Annotated in this window: 13 protein-coding genes; 1 reads left to right on the forward strand and 12 read right to left on the reverse strand. The window is 38.3% G+C overall.

The genetic code is table 11. The features are described 5' to 3' along the window. Positions 1 to 33: 33 nt before the first annotated feature. The 6 genes from DUT68_RS16215 to DUT68_RS16240 form a co-directional block, all read right to left on the reverse strand. On the reverse strand, positions 34 to 1110 hold the full coding sequence (locus tag DUT68_RS16215) for an alpha/beta hydrolase (RefSeq protein ID WP_113639275.1): 1077 nt from the start codon (positions 1108 to 1110) through the stop codon (positions 34 to 36). Further along, on the reverse strand, positions 1110 to 3032 hold the full coding sequence (locus tag DUT68_RS16220; RefSeq protein WP_113639276.1) for a TlpA family protein disulfide reductase: 1923 nt from the start codon (positions 3030 to 3032) through the stop codon (positions 1110 to 1112). Before DUT68_RS16220 ends, DUT68_RS16215 begins: the two co-directional genes overlap by 1 nt. A gap of 22 nt (positions 3033 to 3054) precedes the next feature. Further along, a complete protein-coding gene (locus DUT68_RS16225) occupies positions 3055 to 4452 on the reverse strand; it encodes a RagB/SusD family nutrient uptake outer membrane protein (protein ID WP_113639277.1) in 1398 nt (465 codons plus the stop codon). An 11-nt stretch (positions 4453 to 4463) separates the two neighbouring features. Then, complete coding sequence (locus tag DUT68_RS16230; RefSeq protein ID WP_113639278.1) at positions 4464 to 8051, reverse strand: SusC/RagA family TonB-linked outer membrane protein; 3588 nt, start codon at positions 8049 to 8051, stop codon at positions 4464 to 4466. Between the two features lie 43 nt (positions 8052 to 8094). Continuing rightward, positions 8095 to 9114: a FecR family protein gene (locus DUT68_RS16235; RefSeq protein WP_113639279.1), complete on the reverse strand. Its 1020-nt coding sequence runs from the start codon at positions 9112 to 9114 to the stop codon at positions 8095 to 8097. A 77-nt stretch (positions 9115 to 9191) separates the two neighbouring features. Next, positions 9192 to 9794 (reverse strand): RNA polymerase sigma factor, encoded by a 603-nt coding sequence (locus DUT68_RS16240; RefSeq protein ID WP_157960893.1) that lies wholly within the window; start codon positions 9792 to 9794, stop codon positions 9192 to 9194. Positions 9795 to 9973: 179 nt separating this feature from the next. Between DUT68_RS16240 and DUT68_RS16245 the strand changes: the two genes are divergently transcribed. Further along, positions 9974 to 10468 carry a nucleoside deaminase gene (locus DUT68_RS16245; RefSeq protein ID WP_113639281.1) on the forward strand — a complete coding sequence of 165 codons (495 nt, stop codon included), beginning with the start codon at positions 9974 to 9976 and terminating at the stop codon, positions 10466 to 10468. 119 nt (positions 10469 to 10587) lie between these two features. Here DUT68_RS16245 and DUT68_RS16250 read toward each other — a convergent pair whose 3' ends face one another. The 6 genes from DUT68_RS16250 to DUT68_RS16275 form a co-directional block, all read right to left on the reverse strand. After that, a complete protein-coding gene (locus tag DUT68_RS16250; RefSeq protein ID WP_113639282.1) occupies positions 10588 to 11475 on the reverse strand; it encodes a S1 family peptidase in 888 nt (295 codons plus the stop codon). Between the two features lie 23 nt (positions 11476 to 11498). Then, entirely contained in the window at positions 11499 to 12605 is a 1107-nt protein-coding gene (locus DUT68_RS16255) for a thioredoxin family protein (RefSeq protein WP_113639283.1), read from the reverse strand. An 11-nt stretch (positions 12606 to 12616) separates the two neighbouring features. After that, positions 12617 to 13963, reverse strand: a complete 1347-nt coding sequence (locus tag DUT68_RS16260) for a TlpA family protein disulfide reductase (protein ID WP_113639284.1) — start codon at positions 13961 to 13963, stop codon at positions 12617 to 12619. A gap of 200 nt (positions 13964 to 14163) precedes the next feature. Beyond that, the gene (locus DUT68_RS16265; RefSeq protein ID WP_113639285.1) at positions 14164 to 15087 is read right to left on the reverse strand and encodes a hypothetical protein; all 924 of its coding nucleotides are present in this window, start codon (positions 15085 to 15087) and stop codon (positions 14164 to 14166) included. 11 nt (positions 15088 to 15098) lie between these two features. Continuing rightward, positions 15099 to 16673: a RagB/SusD family nutrient uptake outer membrane protein gene (locus tag DUT68_RS16270; protein ID WP_198659614.1), complete on the reverse strand. Its 1575-nt coding sequence runs from the start codon at positions 16671 to 16673 to the stop codon at positions 15099 to 15101. Positions 16674 to 16683: 10 nt separating this feature from the next. Further along, positions 16684 to 20352 (reverse strand): SusC/RagA family TonB-linked outer membrane protein, encoded by a 3669-nt coding sequence (locus DUT68_RS16275; RefSeq protein ID WP_113639287.1) that lies wholly within the window; start codon positions 20350 to 20352, stop codon positions 16684 to 16686. Between the last annotated feature and the right edge of the window lie 21 nt (positions 20353 to 20373).

Here is a 20373-nt window from a genome sequence, read left to right on the forward strand (position 1 = left end):
ACTCTTAATTATTAACTAGACCTAAAAATTATTCTACTTCGTTACACTATCCAGCCAAGTGGCTATAGTGTTTAATATTGCTCCACTCACCCCAGTTTTAATCTTGGCGTACTCGTCAGGTTTGCAAGTTTCGCATTGCTGCAGTAAGTGGTTCACATTTGGAAAATGTTGCGTTGTCACTTCGGTATTTCCACCTGAGGCAATGTAATTTTTCCAATTAGTCAAATTAATGGTTGGATTTACCATCAAGTCCTTATCGCCATTAATTGCTAGCACAGGCACCTTAATTTGCTTCATTGTTTGTTGTGCATCATACTTGATGAAATAACGATACCATTTGCCCGTTGCTTGTTTAACGTAGCTGTAAATTGGAAATCGGAAATGATCATAGGCCACACCCGAAAGTTTAAATAAGGAGTCATCAACCTTTTTCCAGTTATTGTAGGTTTCGTTCAACTCGTTACCCATGTTCGGCGAATCAGCATATTTTAAGGCCGTCTCAAACATCAATTTATTAATACTGTTGGCCCTATTTTTATCTGTCTGAGATAATGGGGAATGATTGACCAGGTCCTCATTTTGCTGTATTAAGGAAGCAAAACCATTGCTGGCCAATCCCGCTAGGCTAATTAAAAACTTCACATTGGTAGATTTGGCCGCCGCAATTGCGCTAGCCGCACCACCTTCGCTATGTCCAATTAAGCCTATTTTATCCCTATTGATTTGCGACACTGTTCTCAAATATTCCACCGCTGCTAAGGCATCATTTGCAAAATCAGCAGTTGTGGCATAGGCGTAGTTTCCAGTTGATTTACCAACGCCCCTATCATCCATTAATAAAATTGCGTAGCCTTTATTGGCCAAAAAAATCGCTATTTGCTTAAAAAATGGATAACCCGCCATCGTTCCATTACGGTCTTGCGCACCAGTTCCTGATACCATTACCAAGGCTGGCACTTTAGTTTTTTTAATAGGCAGATATAAAGACGCACCCAATTGAACGGTATCATTTTTTATGACGATGGTACTATCCACTGTATAGTTTTGCTGGGCAAAAGCTAATGCCGTTGAGAGCATCAAAAAAACATACGCTATCAAAAATTTACGCATTACTTCTCCTTCTTCGCCAATTCAACCATCATGCTTATTTCGTCGGCAAGTTCCGATGGGCTACCCATATAGCCTACTTCCGAAAAACGTAGTACGCCATTTTTATCAAGCACCATTTTATGAGGTATTGGCCCTACGCCATAGCTTTTAGAAAATTTGGCATCGGCATCAAACAATACATTAAAATTATAGTTGTTTTCTTTCAAATACTTAGTGACATAAGTCTCGTAATCGGCCATTTTTTCCTGTGTATCCACAAAATAGAAAACCACATCAGGATCGTTTTTATATTTCTGCACTGCCAAATTCATCCCAGGGAAGGCAGCTTTACATGGTGCACACCACGAGGCCCAAAAATCAAACACCACTACCTTGCCTTTTAAATCAGCTAATGAAATCATTTTACCATTCTGGTTGCTTTTCACTTTAAAATCGGGAACGGCTTTTTTTATCATTGATTTCTTCACCTTAGCTTCCAAAGCAGCATCAAGCTTGATGTCTTTTAAGGATGCCAAATAGCTTTCGTAACCTTCATCCGATTTATTTCTAGCGATGTAGTTTTTTCTCATCATCTCTAGCATGTTTACGCCCATCTGGTTTTTGCGCATGCTATTTTCCAGCACCTTTTGAAGCTCATCAGTTTTACCTAATTTTTCCAATAAAGTAGCCTGCAACTCATTTAAAGTTGCTTTTTCATATTGGTATTTTTGCTGGCAAGAACTTGCGAGATTTAAAGCCACTTCATTTTTACCTAAATGCATTAAAATATCTGCATAAATGGGCATGGTAGTAAAATAGGTATCCATGTAACCTTCAGGTTTTTCATCATTAAATTGAAAAAAGCGATTGACAATTGGACGAGCGTAAGCGTAAACCTGTTCGGCATTTAACGATTTCTGCGACACGTAAGGCACATCTACACACTTGTAAAAAATAGTAGATATGCTTTTAAAAGGAGCTTCAGCAACGTATTGCTTAAACAAAGTGGTATCCTTTTCTATAGCCGCTATGATGATGATATTGCTATAAATTCTCGAATAATCTATCCAGTTCTGCTTATCAAATGCTCTATCGGCTTTTGCGGCGGGGTACCTGTCAATAAAATTGATGTTTAATCCCAATACTTTTTTATAATCCCGCTCTGTGCTCATCGCTTTGTAAGCCGCAATTTTTTCGGGATTTAACTTTTTGATGGCAACCGAATCCGTTGTTGAAATTACCTTAGCCACAGAATCAGCAGCTGATTGGTTATGTAGCACCTCTGCATATATTTTCTTTAAGTTCACCAAATCTTCAGCCTTTGGATCTTGCAAATTTTTAAGGTAGAAAATATCTTTTTGGGCTTGTGCTTTTGCTTTTTCAGCATCCAATTTATTAAGCACTTTTAACCAAGGGTAGGCCAGTTCTCTTCGGGTTGATGGTTGGTGCATTACCTGTTGCTGCATCCAGTAAACAAACACATCATCGCCAATCATCTGTTTATTAGCAGTATAATCTGGAAAAAATTCTGGTACCGAGCCATTTCTTAAAAATGCCCATGCCGCATAAGCACCTGGCATATTTTTGCCATTCTTATCCATCAGCATCCAGCCGTAACCATTACCAATATCGGTTTTTTTACCGTTTTTAAACTTGAAGGCAATAAAGGCCGCATCGGCGGGAAGTAGGTAATCCGCTGTCCATAAACTATCTTGCTTAACCAGCTTAATTTCTTCTTTACTCCATTTGTAATTACGAAACTGATATACTTCAGCGTTGATTTTTTTCTCGTTTTTTAAAATGGTACGAGATGGATTATAGGTCACTTTTACAGTAGACCCAGGGCTAGCAATTTCGGGTGTTACGGCAAATACCTTTTGCGCTTTACTTGTGGTAATTGCAAGCACCAAAAAGGCGCTTGCAATAAGGATACTTCTTTTCATTTGTGTGTAATTAAAGTAAGTATTATGGATTTGGCTCTAACTCTGGATTAAAATTGATCAACGATTGTGCGATTGGGAAAACATAGCGATCGCTGTTTGGAGTTAACGTATAGGTTGTGCCGTTAAAAGTTTTGGTATATGTTTTTTGGAAAGCAGCTTCGTTTTTCAAACGGCGCATATCCCACCAACGTAACATTCTGCCAAAAAATTCCCTACGTCTTTCTTCAATTACTTTTGTTAAGGCATCAGCAGGTGACGTAGCAGTGAGAGCTACATAGTCGGCTGGTTTGAAACGTTTTTGGCGCAGGCGATTTACCCACAACATGGCATTAGCCGCATCGTTGTTTCTAGCAAAATATTCCGCTTTAATCAACATCATTTCAGGTACTGAAGGACCTACATTTCTGGTTTCGCCTATAGCACGTTCTTTGTAAAAAAACCTTCCTGTATAGCCGGTTCCAATAGTTGCCCCGGGTACCGTAAATAAGTTATAACGCTGATCTGCAGTGCCCAATAAAGTCAATAACTCATCACTCAATTTAAAGGCAGTTGGCGTAAAGGCCATTGTTCCACCTTGTGTAATTTTTGATAAAATCACTTCAGGATCCGCGGCACGACGAGGGTAATTTGTAGACGTGATTGCAGTAATTGCGCCTAAATCATTCAAAGTATTTCTTAAGGACAATGCTAAATCTGCATATTTATTGGCCTCAGTGTAATTGCTCATGTACAAATAACAACGGGCTAATTCGGCATAAGCCGATGCCTTACTTGGCAACGTATTGTAAGCCTGCGTATTTGGCAATGCTGAAATTGACGATGTCAAATCATCCAAAATTTGATTATAGATTTGCTGAACGGATGCTCTTTTAAGACTTTGACTGACCGTTTGTGTGGTTAACAGCGGCAAGCCTAAATCGGTACCAGCAGTTACTGCATTGTAAGGTTTTGCGTAAGCATTTACCAAGGCCAAATAGGCATCAGCTCGGTGTACTTTAGCTTCTGCTGTGAGTGCCGCTTTTTCCTGATCGGTACCATCGCTATTTGGCAACTCGTTGATGATGGTATTACAATTAAGAATTACCGCATAAGAGGCATTCCAGTTCAAATCATTTTCACTTGTACTTCCAACTGGATAAAATACCGGCTGCCAGGTGTAGCTTGCCACATAGTAATTATATGACAAACTTCCAGTTAACGAACTAACCTGAGTAGCATCTGTGATATTGATATCATCAGAAGCCATATCAAATAAATTAGGGTTTGTTTCGAAAGCCGAAGTATTATTGAGCAGATAACGGTAATTGATAGTTTGGTTAGGCACCAAATTACCTTGCGTTTTGATATCTACGTATTTTTTACATCCTGCAAAGACCAATGCAGCCGCTGCAAAAACGATAGCTTTATAATTGATTTTCATGATCCTTGTTTTTAAAAGTTTAGATTAAGCGAAAAGTTGTAAGAAACCGTTGCTGGCAAACCAAGCGTAGTAGACGATAAGTTTGGCAATACATCAGGATCCAATCCTTCTTTATTTGCAGTCCATAGCAAACCTAGGTTACGTACATTAAAGCCAAAAGTTGCTCCCTTAATTTTATCCGTAATTTTCTGTGTTGGAATTTTATAGCTTAAAGAAAGTTCCCTTAAACGAATGTAATCCCCTTTCAACACATTAATATCCGATTGCTGATAGCGAAGCAAGCTAGTTGCGGCAAAAGTTCCTGCCATACCCGGCACTACTGTATTTGCTTCATCGCCCGCTTTTTGCCATCTGTTAGCTACGTCTTCATGCAAATCATAACGTACACCTAACCTAGAACTAGAGTAACTGCTCACCGTAGGTTTTAAGAAAACGCTACCAAATTGATAACTAGCTATCGCTGTTAAGGTGAAGTCTTTATATCTTACACTTTGTATAAAGCTACCAAAATGATTAGGTGTCATCCTGCCAGCATATTTTAATGCAGCCACGCTGGTCACATTTTGATTAGCGCTCAGCTTATTTCCGTTCTCATCGTAAACCATTGTCATACCTGTTGCATCTAAACCGGCATTACGGTAAACAAACATCTTATCACTAGGATAGCCAGCTAACAAAGAACCGTATGCAGGGTTAGCGTAAAAACTCGCAGTAGGAATAAAACGCGTATCATTAATTTCATTGGTATTGTACGCATAGTTTATTCTTGAAATTACCTCCCAATCTTTTTGAGTATAAAGTATCGCATTCAAAGCGGCATCAACACCTTTGCCCGTCATGGTACTAGCATTTCGGGTAAGTGTAGTTACACCATAAGTTCCATTGATTGGAAATTGATAGAACAAATCCTCGCCACGTTTGCGATACACATCAACTGAACCTGATAATCTATTTTTAAATAAACCGAAATCCAAAGCTAAATTGCTAACATAGGTTTTTTCCCATCTTAACTCCGGATTTGCTGGTGCAATGATACTTGCACTTGGCAAGCCTGTAACCAAATCAGATGGGCTTACAGAAATCCAAGTAAATGGATAAAGTGTGGTAGAAATATTACCGTTTACACCATAAGTAGCCCTTAAACTCAGGTTCGAAATCCACGATACATCTTTCAAAAATGATTCCTTGTAGGCATCCCATTTGGCACCGAATGAATATAAAGGTGTTGCTCTAAATTTTCTATCCAAACCAAAGTTATTGTAATCATCGTATCTCACACTACCCGAAACAGTGTATTTACCTGCATAAGTATACGAAGCATTACTGTAGTACGATAAAAATCTTCTTCGTTTATCCTGGCGATCAGGAGCACCACTTAAATTTTGGTTAAAGCCTTGTAATGTTGGATAGGCAGTAGAAAAATTCACTGGCCTAGAAATACCAGTACCGATATTGTAACCGTAAAGCGTTCCTGAAAGCTGCCCCGCATTGGTTTCCCTAATTTCGCTACCAGCAATAGCAGAAACTTGATGGTTGGTACCGAAGTTACGATCGAAATTCAACTGACCACGAAGCGTATAATTGTTAGCAGTACTATTTATGGTATTTAAAATACCCGCACCTCTAGACAAACCGATGCTATTTACCGCATTACCTGAAGTTGGATTAGGCGTATATCCATTCACTAAATCACGATAAAAATAAGTTTGTTCGTTGTAAAACTTGCGTACCTCGCTAAAACCTCTTTCGTTGGCATAAAATGCATTAGCTGTTAAGCCTTTAAAAATTGGAACGCTTAAATTTAAGTTAATGCTGTAGTTGTTATCTTTTTGGCTATCGTCACTGTTTTCAATCTCGTCAATCGGATTATAGTCCCAATTAAGAAAACCCTTTGCATATAAAGTATTTACCCAACCAGAATAGTACTTCCTAGAGTAATATACCCTGTTGCCATTATCATCTACTATTTGATTATAAGGCATAAAAGTAACTGACGATGGGTTATACAGAGACGATAGGGAAACGCCATTGTTATTATATCTTAAGAAAGAACCTTTTATGTTGGTTGACAAAGTAGCTACTTTGAATAGCTTGAAGGTGTTATTGATAGTTGTAGTTAACCTTCTCCCACTATTTCCAACAGCAAAAGGATTTTCATTTGCATAAGACGCAGAGTAGAAATAAGTGGAATAATTGTTACCGCCACTTACCGAAAAATTGTAGTTCTGACTGCTTGCTGGCCTTAACAAATAGTCTTCAACTTGTCCCCTGCTATCCATGGCGCTGTAGCGTGCAATGGTTGCATCGTATTCGCTTTGTGTAATTGTACCGGCCCTTAATTTGAAAGTTAAATCGGTTACACCAGCCAAAGATTGGCCAAGCGCAGTAGTATTGCTTGGTGCAGTTACTAAATTTTTGTTAACCAGTTCCTGTTCAAAAGCAATGGTTTGCGCCGATGTCATTAACGGCAACTTGCTTAAATTTGGATGGTTGGAAAATGCGGCGTTTACAGAGAAATTAATTGCAGGCGATTGATTGTTTCTGCCTTTTTTGGTTGTAATAACCATTACACCGTTTGCAGCACGAACACCCCAAATTGAAGCTGCAGCAGCATCCTTCAAAAAAGTAACGTTTTCTACATCATCTGGATTGATGGTAGAGATATCATTTTCCGAAATTGCACCATCAACCACAATTAAAGGAAAGCTTTCACCTTGTAATGTGCTGTTGCCTCTAATGTTCATGTTATAATCGGATCTGCCTCTTGTACGTGTACCGCCATTGATAGAAGCGGTTTTAATTCCATATACAAAACTATTATCGCCTGAGTTTAAGGTTATTTTAACACCAGGCGCCAAAGTTTCCAAACGGTAAAGCAAATTAGCAACCGATACTTTTTTAATGTCATCAGGTGTAATTACAGTTGCTGCTCCAGTTGATCTTTCTTTTGGTAGTTTTTGATACCCGGTAGATACCACATTAACTTCATCTAGTTGATTTAAATCTGGTTTCAGTACAACCCTTAAATTTCTAGGCTCGCCATCTAATTTTAACGCAGTTGGTTGAAAGCCCACGTAAAACACGCTAATTTCTGTAGCGCTTAATGGCACAAACATGGAGAAATCACCGTTGGAATTGCTGATATAACTTTGGTTAGAAGCATTGGTTTTCAGCGTAGCACCTGGCATAGGACTGCCGCTCTCATCAACCACTTTTCCCGTCACATATTTATCAGTATTGGTTTTCCCTCCTGAAATAGTACTAGGCTCAACACTTACCGAAATATCGTTTGTTTTATCTCGGGTAACGATGGTATAATTTTTTTCACTGACGTAAAGAAAGAGCAAATTATTTGGATAAAGTACGGCTTTGAGTGCTTCCTCCAAACTTTTTGCATTTGCCAACTGACTGTTGGTTGTAGTTTTACCTTGCACAATACCGTGCTCATAAGCAAACTTAGCGTTATATTTTTTGGCGATTTGATCTAGTGCATCAGATAGCGGAACCCTCCCCTGTTGCGCAAATGCACAAATGGAAATAGCAACGCTCATAAGCAATAGCACTACTGCCCTTTTTAGGGTGTGTGTTAAATGTTTCATTAAGTTGGTTAGGTTAGTTTGTTGTTGTAAAAATTTTAGTTGCTCATCGTTTTTCTAGGTAAATTGTTTTGCCCTGTTGCCTCACGTTGACATTTAAGATGTTTTTGATAACGAAGAGCATGCTTTCTTCGCTAGCAGTTGAAATGGTACCATCAATTCGCTTATTAGCCATTGCAGTATCAGGCAAAATGATTTTATAACCGTATAGGTTTTCAAATTCCGAAATAATATCGCCCACACGAGTTTGCGACATCAGTAGTTTATGTTCTGTCCAGGCAACTTGAGGAGCAACAGTTGCCTTTTGATCTACTTCAAAAGTTTTGTTAGCATTTAAAACTGCTAAATCACTAGGTTTTAGCACTTTATTGGCACCGCTTCCAACGGCTTTTACGTTAACTTTACCTTCAATTAAAGTTACCTGATTAAGATTTGGCCTAGCTTTTAAATTGAAAGTGGTTCCTAAAACCTCCACACTCAATGCTTTACTTTCGGCTATAAACCTTTCCCCAGCTTTAACTTCTGTTGGGTTTTGGTTAATGTGCTTTACCTCAAAATAGGCTTCTCCATCAACACTTACTTTTCGTATATCGTTCCAGTTAAATGCCCTAGCATAGCTGATAGAAGAATTGGCATTCAAACGAACTTTTGAGCCATCAGGTAAAAGCAACACTTTCTGTTCGCCGAATTTTGTAGAGATGGTAATATCTGAATAAAAATACCAGCTACCATAGCCAAAAAACGCTAAACAGGCAGCGGCACCACTTAACCAAATGTTACGAAGCCTGATTACTTTTGAACGGCGCTTGTTTTTCTGTAGGGTATTTTCAATATCGTTCCACAAACTATCCGTGAAGTTTGCTGGCATTGCCAAAGGTTGAGCGCTTAAAATAACACCTAATTGATTCTCAGCATTTTTAAAATCGGTTTGCTTTTCAGGGTGCAATGCCATTACCTCTTCCCAAAAAAGGTTGTCAACTGGTCGTTGATATTTTACGTAACGGATAAAATCTTCATCCTCAATAAAACTCTCAACCGTATAGTTTTGGTAATTTTTAGCTTGCATTTTAGGGGCTATTTATTATACAAACAGCTAGGCTTAAAAAATTACCCCACGAAAATTATTTTTTTTTGAAAAAAGTTTTAGTGCCACAATTGATGTTTGGCAGAAAGTAACATACCAATGAGAACAACTTTATCTACCTGCATAATTTCTTTGAGTGCTTCAAGAGCTCTAGCGCTTAACTTATACGCTCCTTTAACAGTAATATCCATCATTTCGGCAATTTGATCGTAGTCCAGCTCCTCAAAAAAACGCAGGTAAATAATTTCCTTTTGTCTTGGAGTTAACTGATTCATGGCATCTGCCATTTTTTTGGTTTGCTCGTTAACTTCTTCCTTACGGATATAGACAGATTCTACACTGAAATCGAGCATAAAATCTTCCATGTTCAGCGGGTTGTGATCGTAGCGGTTTTCCTTGGTTTTGTAATTGATAATTTCATTACGCAAAGCCGATATCAAATAGTACTTTACGTTATCAGTGTAGCGCAGCGATTTGCGATTTGTCCAGATTTTAACAAAAAGATTATGGATACAATCACGACAGGCATCTTCATCCAAAATCATGCGCATCCCATATTGAAACAAAGCTTTATGATAATCAAGGTAGATTTGTTTCAATGCGCTTTGGTCGCCACCTAAAAAGTTGGTCCAAATATCTTTTATTTCAGGCTGCTTGCTCAATGTATTTGCTGTATTACAAATGTATAAAAATTAACACATTTCGTTGTGAAGTACAATTATTGCAAGCTCGGGCATTACAAATTGACAGTAATTTCCATCTCGGAATGCAGCAATTACATCAGCTGATAAATCTTGATAAAAGTTAAAACAGAATACCAAGCTAATGCGTTGAGATACCGATGGAACAACACGAAAAATTCATGAGAAAAGCCATTGACTTGGCTGAAAAGAACCTTAAAAGCCTACACGGCGGGCCATTTGGCGCTGTAATTGTACGTGACGGGAAGATATTAGGTAGTGCGGGCAACACCGTAACGCATGAATGTGATCCAACTGCTCATGCAGAAGTAAATGCCATTAGAAAAGCGGCAAAACACATCGGAAAACCTGATTTAAGTGGTTGCATTTTATACACCAGTGCTGAGCCCTGCCCTATGTGTTTAAGTGCCATTTATTGGGCCAACATAGCAACCGTATATTACGGAAACACCAAACGAGATGCGGAGTGGGCTGGGTTTGGCGATCAATTTATTTTAGATCAACTGCAACATCCGATAGAAAATCAAGAGGTAAAGTTTGAACGCATTTTAGCAAGCGAAGCCATTGTTGCTTTTGAAAAGTGGAGAGCTACAGACCCCGATATTCAAGAAAAGGTAAAAGATGGTTCCCTTTAGCGAAAACAAATGGCTAAAAAACAAAACCCCTTCTGAGCAAACTCATCAGGGGCCTGTACTAAAAACTAACCTTGTTTTTCTGTTTATTGTGTGTTAAATCAGACTTTTTAATGTCGCACTTATTTCACCAGTTTCCTCAGCGATTCCACTGGAACGGTATTTTTAATCACCATTTGTACGCTAGGATTCATTTCACTGTGCGTTAACATTTTTGTATTGGATACGGTACCAATCACATTACCGTGACTATCCATTACCGGACCACCACTTGATCCGGTGGCATAATCTGCAGATATGGCCATCATTTCTCGAAAAAACTTCTTATCATGTTCGCCTGCTTCTTCGAAATATTTATTAGTTACGTAGCCTTGCGAAAGAAAGTAGTGCATCCCCTTTGGATGTCCTAAAACATACACCTTATCTCCTACATTACCTGCTTGCGCCAAGGCCAAAGCAGGAAGTTTTTCACCATCGGTAACTAGCTCAAGTACAGCCAAGTCGTCTCTTTTTGAGCAAGCTAAAACCTTTTTAATGGCATAAGCTTTTCCGTCAGCCATCCTCACGGTAAACCCAAGTGGCTTATTCCCATCGCTAATGTTGGCATACATGGCTACCACATGATAGTTGGTCACTACAATTCCCTTAGGATCAATTACGTAACCTGAAGACTCACTGATATGTGAATTAGTACATCTTGGACATAAATAAGCGATACCAACGGTTACTGTCGATAGTTTTGCATGTTCATAAACTTCATTTCCAGTTAATACTTTTTTATTCGGTTTCACCAGATTTAAAGAAATGGCGCTGGTATTATCAGCCAATTCGGTTTTAGCCTCAGGCGCAGTAATGGTTTTCACTTTAAGGAAAAGCGAATCCAACGATTTTTGATAATTCGTCAAAATTTTTGCATCATCCGTAAAGCTTTGTGCCATTGCAGCACTTGCGCTTAAGCACCATAAAATCAAGATAAATCCAACGCTCCGTTGTGTTATATGCTTTCTCATCTTCTCTCCTATATTGCGCTTGATTATTTGCCAGCAATTCTATTTAAACTTTGTGCTTTGTCAGAATATGCTTTTGATTCCTTTTCATAAATCTTCGCTACATTATTAAAGTATTCCTTGATGGCTAGTTTTTGAGCATCGTTAGCTTTTGCCATTTTATTCATTAAAATACCGTCAAGTATACCTTTAAATACGTCATTATTAGGAATTAATGCAATGTTGCGTTTGTAGTATTTAATTAATCCATCCAAATCTTTGTTCACCACATAAAGCGCAATTTTGCACATGTGTGATTCTGGTTTACTTTGATCTAATTTAAGTAGCGAAATGGTATAGGCCACTTCCTCCACCTCTTTAGGCGTATAAACAATGTTGTACCTTGCAGCTGTTTCACTGGCAACTTGATACATATCTTTACGTACTTTATCGAAAATGATCCTATTGGTTACTTCCGTTCCCCAAGCTGCATCGATATTTGATTTTTCTAACATCAGTTTTCTGAAAAATGGGCTACCGAACTTGGTGATGCCGAAAGCCAGCTCTAAATAGTCTCTGCCGAATCGCTCAAAATCTTGTGCATTTTCAAACAGTTCTTCTAATACTGGAGATGGATCTTTTGAACTTTGATATAGCGCCAAAGCGTAAGGAAATCCGGTGGTCATATTTTTGCTCTCATCATAAGCAGCTTTTAAACCTGCCAAAGAGTTTTTAGGATCAAGCGCAGCTTTTATTTTTTCTACAAATTCCTGCGCTGTTGATTTCCCAACAACCCTGTTGATTTCCTGACCTTGTGCATTCAAAATTAAGAATGTTGGATAGGCAGTTACATTATATTTCTTGCCAATTTCTATCCCTTCGCCCTTTTCCATATCTATTTTAACCGATACAAATTTGGGGTTGATGTAATCTCCGGCTTCCTTTTTCGGAAATTCTTGTTGTGCCATTTCCAAGCATGGAATACACCAAGTGGTATAGCAATCAATCAAAATGTACTTTGGCTCTGCAGGATTTCCCGCTATTCCCATAGCCTCTTTAAGGCTCATGGTTTTAAAATTTATACCCTGTGCTGATACAACTTGTGCCGTGAAAACACAAACCGCCAACACCATCAATTTAAAAAAATGTTTCATACATGTACCTATTAAAGTTTCGACTCAATTAATGCTTTCAATTTAGGATCTGATGGTCTTGGAGCATTGATGTTCACTGTTTTTCCATTTTTGTCAAATAAAATGAATCTTGGAATTTCAGTTACTTCGTAGTCTTTTACAATCACTCCCTGATTGTTAGAAAATAAGTGTAGACCCGATAGTTTTTTCTCATCAACCATTTTTTGCCATTTAGCTTTATCAGTATCAATTGAAAGACTGATGAAAACTACATCTTTGCCAACAAAAGCTTTTTCCAATTCTTCCAAAGCTGGTTGTTCTTGCAAACAAGGCACACACCAAGTGGCCCAAACATCAATTAACACTACCTTGCCTAAGTTTTCAGATAATTTGTGCATTTTACCATTCACATCAGGATAAGAGAAATCAATCCAGTCGCCACCTGCCACATTCATACGAGCTCTTTTTAACAACTCCTTCATTTTAGCACGTTGCTGGTCATTCAACATATATTGCTCGTTGCTTTCTAGGTATTTCACATAATCAATAAAAGCACCTCTTTGAGCTTGCGCTAAAACAAATTTGGCACGAAGTTCTTTATTTGAAATTTCTGGTATCAGAAAATCTGCAGCCATACCTTGCTTGCCACCGTAAATAATGTGTTTTACAAAACCGAAATAAAGCATATAATGATATCCCATTGGTAAATTCCAAACATTAGGATCGTTCCATTTTTCATCATTATAAAAACTCACTAAACTTGCAGGGTATTCTTCTTTTTTCCCCATGTTTAAACCTGATGCAACAGGGATCACTACATCATATTTGTAGCTATAAGTTAAAAAGTTCTTTGCTTGTTTATCAAAATCAGCATTACCGGTATGAATATTATTAAGAAATTTCTCAACAGGAGCTTTTAGCGAATCTATTACTTTCAAATAGCCTTCAGAAGGCAACCTGTAATTATCTTTCGTATAGCCATAAAACCTAAGTGGTTTTATCAATTTATACCAATCAGCAAACACTTTATTTTCTTTACTGAGCGCACCTGAATAGGTGATTTGTCCATCTCCAGCGTCTATAGTTAATTCCTCTCCTGATTTTAGGTAAACCGCATATTGCTCGTCAAAAACGCCAACATATCTAATTGCGTTAAGATCTTCTTTTTTTACTTCAGATCTAAAAACTTGGTCTTGCCTACTTTTTATCATCGGAGTAATCACTTCGATATCGCCATCCGAAGATTTCGAGAAGAAAACTTCGCTTACTTCCTTATTATTCGGCAAAAGTTTATGGAATTTTCCTTTGATTACTGCAGTTTGCGCCCATACAGATGCTGATGTAGCTAGCATCACGGATAAAATGATTGTTTTTTTCATTAAATTTTTAGTTGTGTGTTAAAGTTGTCCCACGTTAAAATGGGTGTGAAGTTATTATTTGGTTATTCTCTAAAGTTCCGCCGCCATTCAGTACCCGGTATGAAAGCCGTTTTCATTATGGATGGTCAATGAGAATCCTAATCCCATACTTGTGGGACAGAATGACGGACGGAACAAATTAGATTACTAACCTATTTTATTTAAAGATTTACGCCTATATCGGTTAATATTTGTTTGATGTAGCCATACTTCAACAAGATATTTGGACTAGCCGCAAATCTCTGTTTAAATTCAGCATCGGTGGTTCCCAAAATCGTTTCCAAGTAAACACATACATCAATCCAATCTGACATTGGAGTATAATAAGGGTTGCGGGGATCAGTTCCTATAAATCCAATTGCTTGTGGTGTTGCCGTAGTGCCTGCAGGTAATCCGGTAACAGCTGTTGTTATTTGATAGATATAAATTCCTGTATATACATCCTTACCTACTACGTATTTCCTCGAAACCGCATAAAATTTATCCAGCAACTCGCTGTATTTTTTATCAAAAACGGCGTTGGTAAGCATAGCACGTAATATGGCACCTTTATAGGCCATTTTAGTAGTAGCGCTCATCGTTGGAATTGTAGAAACACCGCCAATTACCACCGTATTTAATCCCTTAAAAGCATAGGACCCAAAGGCAACGGTATTTAAATTTTCAACCAATAAGATGCTTGGAACATATACTTTCTTAGGTATCACCGGAAGAATATCGCTTTTTAAATATGCTAACGCAGCCGGAACATCCGTTTTTTTGCAATAGGTAAACGAAAGCACCATAGGACGAGCGCCAGTTTGTATACCGCCTAAAGAATAACTTAATGAGAGCTTTTGGTAGTGGATATAGTTTTTACCATAAACATCTACGCGTGGCTGCGAACCAATGGTGTCATTGATAAAAACAGGAATGCCAGTTTCTTTGTAAAAAAGATAATTAGAATGCAATGTTGCGTCATTTGCATTATCTTCCAAAGCAAGCCAATTTTTATCGTAGTCTTGAAACGTAAGCGTTTCTTCTTTTCTGCATGAAGCCAATGCAACGCCAATGGCTAACAAAACAATGTAGTTTATTTTTTTCATGTGTTAAACTATTAAGGTTGAACAGGACGTAATGGACGTATTGGATTGGTCAATGATCCGCGGTTAAATTCGATAGCATATACTGGAATTGGCACTTGCCAAGCGGCAGCATCTTGCGATATGGACTTCAGTATATAGTTTCCAGTTTTTGCATGAGTTTTAGATTGCGGGTCATAGGTATAAACTGGATGCTTTATGGTAAAGCTGGCCGGCAGTGGATATTTCGAATTTACGGCATATCTTCTTAAATCAAACCAACGTTGTCCCTCAAAGCACAATTCTCTACGGCGCTCATCTCTAATAAATTCTACCAATTCTTGGTTAGTTTGAGGCAGTTGCGCAGTTGAAGCATTGTTAAATCGCATGGTACGCAATTTTTGAATTTCATTTCTGGCATCAGCATCAGCGCCCATCATAGCCATTGCCTCGGCACGGTTCAATATTACCTCCGCAAAACGGAAAGCATAAAGGCAAGAAGTTTGCTCTGGATCGTTATAGGTAGACCATGTGCGGTACTTAGCTGGAAGCCAAGCTTTTGCTTTTGCAGATCTGGTAAAGAACGCATTAAGTCTTAAATCACTTGCATCATATTTATCAATTAAATTGTCCGATGATTTAAATGACGAAGCAATTCTATCACTACTCCATTGCGAAACCGAATCATTAAGCATGGTTACTGGTATCACGTTAGATCCCATGGTAAAAATAGTTTCGGTAGAACTACGGTGTGTAAAGTTAGATTTGGCAACGTAGGTTTTAAGATCTTTTAAAGCATAGCCCAAATCTTCCATGCCTTTAGCAGCCTCAAGTACTTTGTCGTATTGCTCTGTATACAAGTAAACCCTACTTTGCAAAGCTTTTACAGCACCAATTCCAACTCTAATTCTTGTGGCTGGATTATAACCGCTTAAATTTTGTGCAGCAATATCCAAATCGCTGATAATTTGCTTGTAGATAACGTCGTTTTTATCACGTGTAAAATACTTATCTTCTACTTTCTCGCTTACTTTCAACGGCACTCCCTCATCAGTACTTGCTGTTGCTTTACGGTAAGGCGAACCATACACATTTGTTAAGAAGAAATAATAATAGGCACGTAAAAAGTAAGCTTCACCAAGTATACGTTTTAGTTTAACATCGTTAGGTGATTTTGCTACCAACTCATTTCCTTGGAAGATAATGGCGTTGATGGCACCAATGTTTTTATAAACTTTTCGCCATAAGACATCCTCCCAACCAAAATTTAAAATGTTAATGTTGGGCGTAGGTTGCCAATTATGGAATGCCGAGAGCATATAAAATGGCGTAGATTGATCTGTAGCAACAAAGTCTAACAAAAATGGCTCGGTATCATCATCCATTACGTGTAACCATGGCGCTAAAGCCCCAGTTTCAGTGAGATTTGATAAGGTAGCCTGACTGTACACCGAAAATGAGAGGCTGGTCATAAAAGCCTCACCAACCATCAGTTTATCAAGATCTTCTGGAGTTTCTACGTACTTCTTATCCGTTGAATATTCTTCCAAAAATTTGCTGCATGAAGTTAGTAGCAACAAACAGACTAAAATGGCATAAATATATTTCATGAGTTTAGTTTTAAAATGAAACATTGATACTGGCCGAATAAGTTGGCCTTAACGATAAGTTGATATTTGGTGCTGAGCCTGACTGCGTAGGATCTTGTCCTTTTAATGCTTTGTTACTTATGATGAACAAATTAGTTCCATTTAAGCTTACATAAGCAGATCCTAAACCAAGCTTGCGCAGTAAGTTTTCATTGAAGCTGTAGCGGAAAGATGCCGACTGTAATTTCACGTGATCTGCACTTACCAACCTAACATCTGAATTATCATACAGCTCATATACGCTACCTCCTAGCATTAAGCTTGAGGCAGGGTATTGTTGCCACCACGAAGAATTTAAATCAACCGAAGTTTGTATGCCTGGAATATTGGTGTAAGCCTCATCACCTGGTTTGCGCCATCTGTACACAAATTCTTTACGCAAATTTTGTTGCGGGTAAGCAGCCAACGTTGCATAATTTCCAGAAGTAATTTTCATTAAACGGATTTTATTCCCTAAAGAGTAAGTCAAGTTGAACGAAAGACCAAAGTTTCTCCAGCCAAAATAATTTGACAAACCACCTTGAATAAAGGGCTCACGACGACCAGATTCACTAAGCACCTCTAAATACATATCTTCACGGGTCATCTGCGCATATTTCTGTTGCAACGCTGCCGCGTTTTCTGGCTCTGCCCCGTAAAAAATTGGTGTGCCGGTAGTTGGATTCAGTCCTTTAAATTTATATGAATAAAAAGTATTGATTGGCTTTCCTGAAAGCTGTACCGAACCATCCAAGAAATTAGCATAGGTTAAATTATCCACCAATACATTGTTACGATTGTTAATGGCTCTATTTAAAACCTTGTTCAATACCTGTCCCAATTGTGGATCAAAACGCCAAACAAAACCTCTTTTTGATTTATTTAGTCCGGCACGGTCAATGGCGGTAATGTTAAGTGCAACTTCAATACCTTGATTTTCTAACGTACCGCTGTTAATTACGTAAGTTTGAACGCCATTAATTTCTGCCACTGTCTTATTTAAAAAGGCATCAAGTGTTTTTTTGTAGAAATAACCCAATGATCCTTTTACCTTATTACCAAAAATTGAAAAGTCAACCGCTACGTTGGTAGATGAGGTTCTCTCCCACTTCAAATCAGGATTTGGATAATTACTGATATTAGCATAAGTAGTACCGTAATATGGATTGGTTACTGTATTGGTGCTGATAACCATGTAAGGAGATTGCCCTGGAAGCATATTTCCTTGCCAACCCCAAGAGGCTTTCAATGCGATATCGTTGATCCAATTGGTGTTGTTGAACAAATCTTCCTTCATGTTCCATCTTCCCGATAGCGCCCAAATTGGCAGTAATTTATTATTCGATCTTCTGCCAAATAAATTCGATTGCTCGCCGCGGATGTGCACATTGAAGATGTATTTATCTCGGTAAGAGTAACCTGTAGAAGCGTACCAAGCCAACTCATTGGTAAGTTGACGCTCGTAGTAGCCCAAAGCACTCTTGTTGATAGCCATCCATTGCTGATAGTAGGCAGAATAAGTGGTTGGTACAGCATCAAAATATCCGCCCATCTCAGTAAAGTAACCTCTTCGAGTAATGTTAAAGCCATTGTACTCGTTTGATTTTATCTCAATACCAGCCATAGCATTAATAGAATGATTTTTACTTTCACCTAAGCCTTTGATAAAGTTAGCTTGTAAACGACCTGTGTAGTTGTTGTTGGTAGTTTCATTTTTTTGAAGCTCACCACCAATTGGTGCCAAATCACGGTTTAAAGCTCTATCTGCACGTAATTTGCTGATGTAGTAAGTATCCTTTGTATAATAAAGCTCACGGTTGTTATTACTGATACCATAAGCAAAAGTGCCTTCCAAATTAAACTCCTGCGTAATTTTCAGTTTCAATAAGGCCCTAATTTTAGCCTCAATAAGTTTCGTATTATCGCCACTATTTTGTTGTTCCGATAAAATATTGAAATTGTAAATCTGTCCGTTATCAGTTCTAGGATAGTAAAACAAACTACCATCTGTATTGTAGGCAGGCATGGTTCTGCTGGTATTATAAGCATAGTTTAACACACCCAAATCTGATGGAGAATAATTTCTGTTAGAATAACTCCCGGTAAAACCAATTTGTGCGGTAAACCTTTTATAGTCGGCAGTAATATTTAGCATCGATGAATAGCGCTTACCGAATTCACCATTCAGGGTACCTTGCTCATTAGTATAGCCTAACGAAGAGTAGTATTTGATCTCGTCAGATCCGCCAGAAAGCGTAAGCGTATGATTTTGCGAAAAAGAATCTCTGGTTAATAAATCAAACCAATCTGTATTTACACTTGCATAGTAATCGCTTAAACGCTTAAATTCGTTATAGCCAATGGTGCCGTTGTTATACTTTATCAAGGCATCTTCATAACCAGACCACTGCGTTACATTGCTGTAGTAAACACCTTTTTCCACCAACTCTTTTGAAACGTCCATACGCTCTGCAGAGTTCATCATATACATGTTAGCATCCGAATATCGTGGACGTTGGGTAAACGTAGTAACTGCAGCGTAAGCGATAGTTGGCTTTCCTTTTTTACCTTTTTTTGTAGTAATTACAATTACACCATTGCCAGCTCTTGCACCGTAAAGCGCTGTAGCAGCAGCGTCTTTCAAAACATCTATTTGGTCAATATCTTCTGGATTAAGTCCTGCAATAGCATTTCCCAAAAGATTTACGAAATCCAAATCGTTCATGCGCTGTGGGTCAATATTCACGGGATCCTGAAGCACAATGCCATCTAAAACCCAAAGCGGCTCTCTGTTACCCAAAATAGTAGATGTACCTCTTATCCTTAATTTAGGTGCTGCACCCACTTGACCAGAATTTTGCATGAAAATTAAGCCTGGTACCCTACCTTCTAATAGTTTATCAACGGTATTAATGCCTGGCGCAATAATGTCATCCATTTTAAGGGTAGTTACTGCGCTTGTAAGTGCTCGTTTATCTATCGTTTGGTAGCCGGTGTTAATTACAACCTCTTGCAAGTCAGAAGTAGTCATAGATAAAGTCACTGTACGAGCTCTTTGTGCACTGATTTCCAAATCTGCATAACCCAGTAAATGAATTTCTAAAATAGATTCTGCATATTGCCCCGGAACGGAAAAACGGCCATTTTTATCTGTTCTAGTAGAAAAACTGGCTCCTTTTACTTTCACGGTTACGCCGTCTAGCGGGCTTCCTTTATCGTTGGTTACTATACCGCTCACACTACTTTGCAGTCCCTGAGCAGATGTACCTGCAGCATTTTTATCAATCAGGATAATCATCCTGTCCTGTACTTCGTAACCAATAGGTTGTTCAGCAAACAACTTTCTCAAAGCACTTAGTAACGGTTCTTTTACTAATTTCAATGTTACTGGTTTCGCTTTCTTTAGTATGAGGTCGTTGTAAGAAAAATCATACTTGGTTTGTCGGCCAATTTCCTCGGTTGCTTGTGCCAAGGAGGCATTTTTTAGGTTAATTGTTACAGTTTGCGCTTTTACATCATTTAAAACCTGCATGGTAAAAAACAGTAAAAAAGTGGCTAAAAACTTCATCGGCAACGTTAGGTTATGGTTGCATTTTGCCTTCAAATTTTGAGCGGAAGGCACACGCCAGTCTTTGTCCTTGTAAAAAAGGAAATACTTCATAATTTTGTAAAGATTAGATAG

Origin of the sequence: Pedobacter zeaxanthinifaciens (assembly GCF_003313335.1) — a bacterium.
GTDB lineage: Bacteria > Bacteroidota > Bacteroidia > Sphingobacteriales > Sphingobacteriaceae > Pedobacter > Pedobacter zeaxanthinifaciens.

Excerpts from the sequence above, each read along its gene's own strand:
- DUT68_RS16250 (WP_113639282.1), bottom strand. The coding sequence starts at position 11,475 with ATGAGAAAGCATATAACACAACGGAGCGTTGGATTTATCTTGATTTTA.
- DUT68_RS16255 (WP_113639283.1), bottom strand. The coding sequence starts at position 12,605 with ATGAAACATTTTTTTAAATTGATGGTGTTGGCGGTTTGTGTTTTCACG.
- DUT68_RS16230 (WP_113639278.1), bottom strand. The coding sequence starts at position 8,051 with ATGAAACATTTAACACACACCCTAAAAAGGGCAGTAGTGCTATTGCTT.
- DUT68_RS16235 (WP_113639279.1), bottom strand. The coding sequence starts at position 9,114 with ATGCAAGCTAAAAATTACCAAAACTATACGGTTGAGAGTTTTATTGAG.
- DUT68_RS16245 (WP_113639281.1), top strand. The coding sequence starts at position 9,974 with ATGGAACAACACGAAAAATTCATGAGAAAAGCCATTGACTTGGCTGAA.
- DUT68_RS16220 (WP_113639276.1), bottom strand. The coding sequence starts at position 3,032 with ATGAAAAGAAGTATCCTTATTGCAAGCGCCTTTTTGGTGCTTGCAATT.
- DUT68_RS16270 (WP_198659614.1), bottom strand. The coding sequence starts at position 16,673 with ATGAAATATATTTATGCCATTTTAGTCTGTTTGTTGCTACTAACTTCA.
- DUT68_RS16275 (WP_113639287.1), bottom strand. The coding sequence starts at position 20,352 with ATGAAGTATTTCCTTTTTTACAAGGACAAAGACTGGCGTGTGCCTTCC.
- DUT68_RS16225 (WP_113639277.1), bottom strand. The coding sequence starts at position 4,452 with ATGAAAATCAATTATAAAGCTATCGTTTTTGCAGCGGCTGCATTGGTC.
- DUT68_RS16260 (WP_113639284.1), bottom strand. The coding sequence starts at position 13,963 with ATGAAAAAAACAATCATTTTATCCGTGATGCTAGCTACATCAGCATCT.
- DUT68_RS16215 (WP_113639275.1), bottom strand. The coding sequence starts at position 1,110 with ATGCGTAAATTTTTGATAGCGTATGTTTTTTTGATGCTCTCAACGGCA.
- DUT68_RS16265 (WP_113639285.1), bottom strand. The coding sequence starts at position 15,087 with ATGAAAAAAATAAACTACATTGTTTTGTTAGCCATTGGCGTTGCATTG.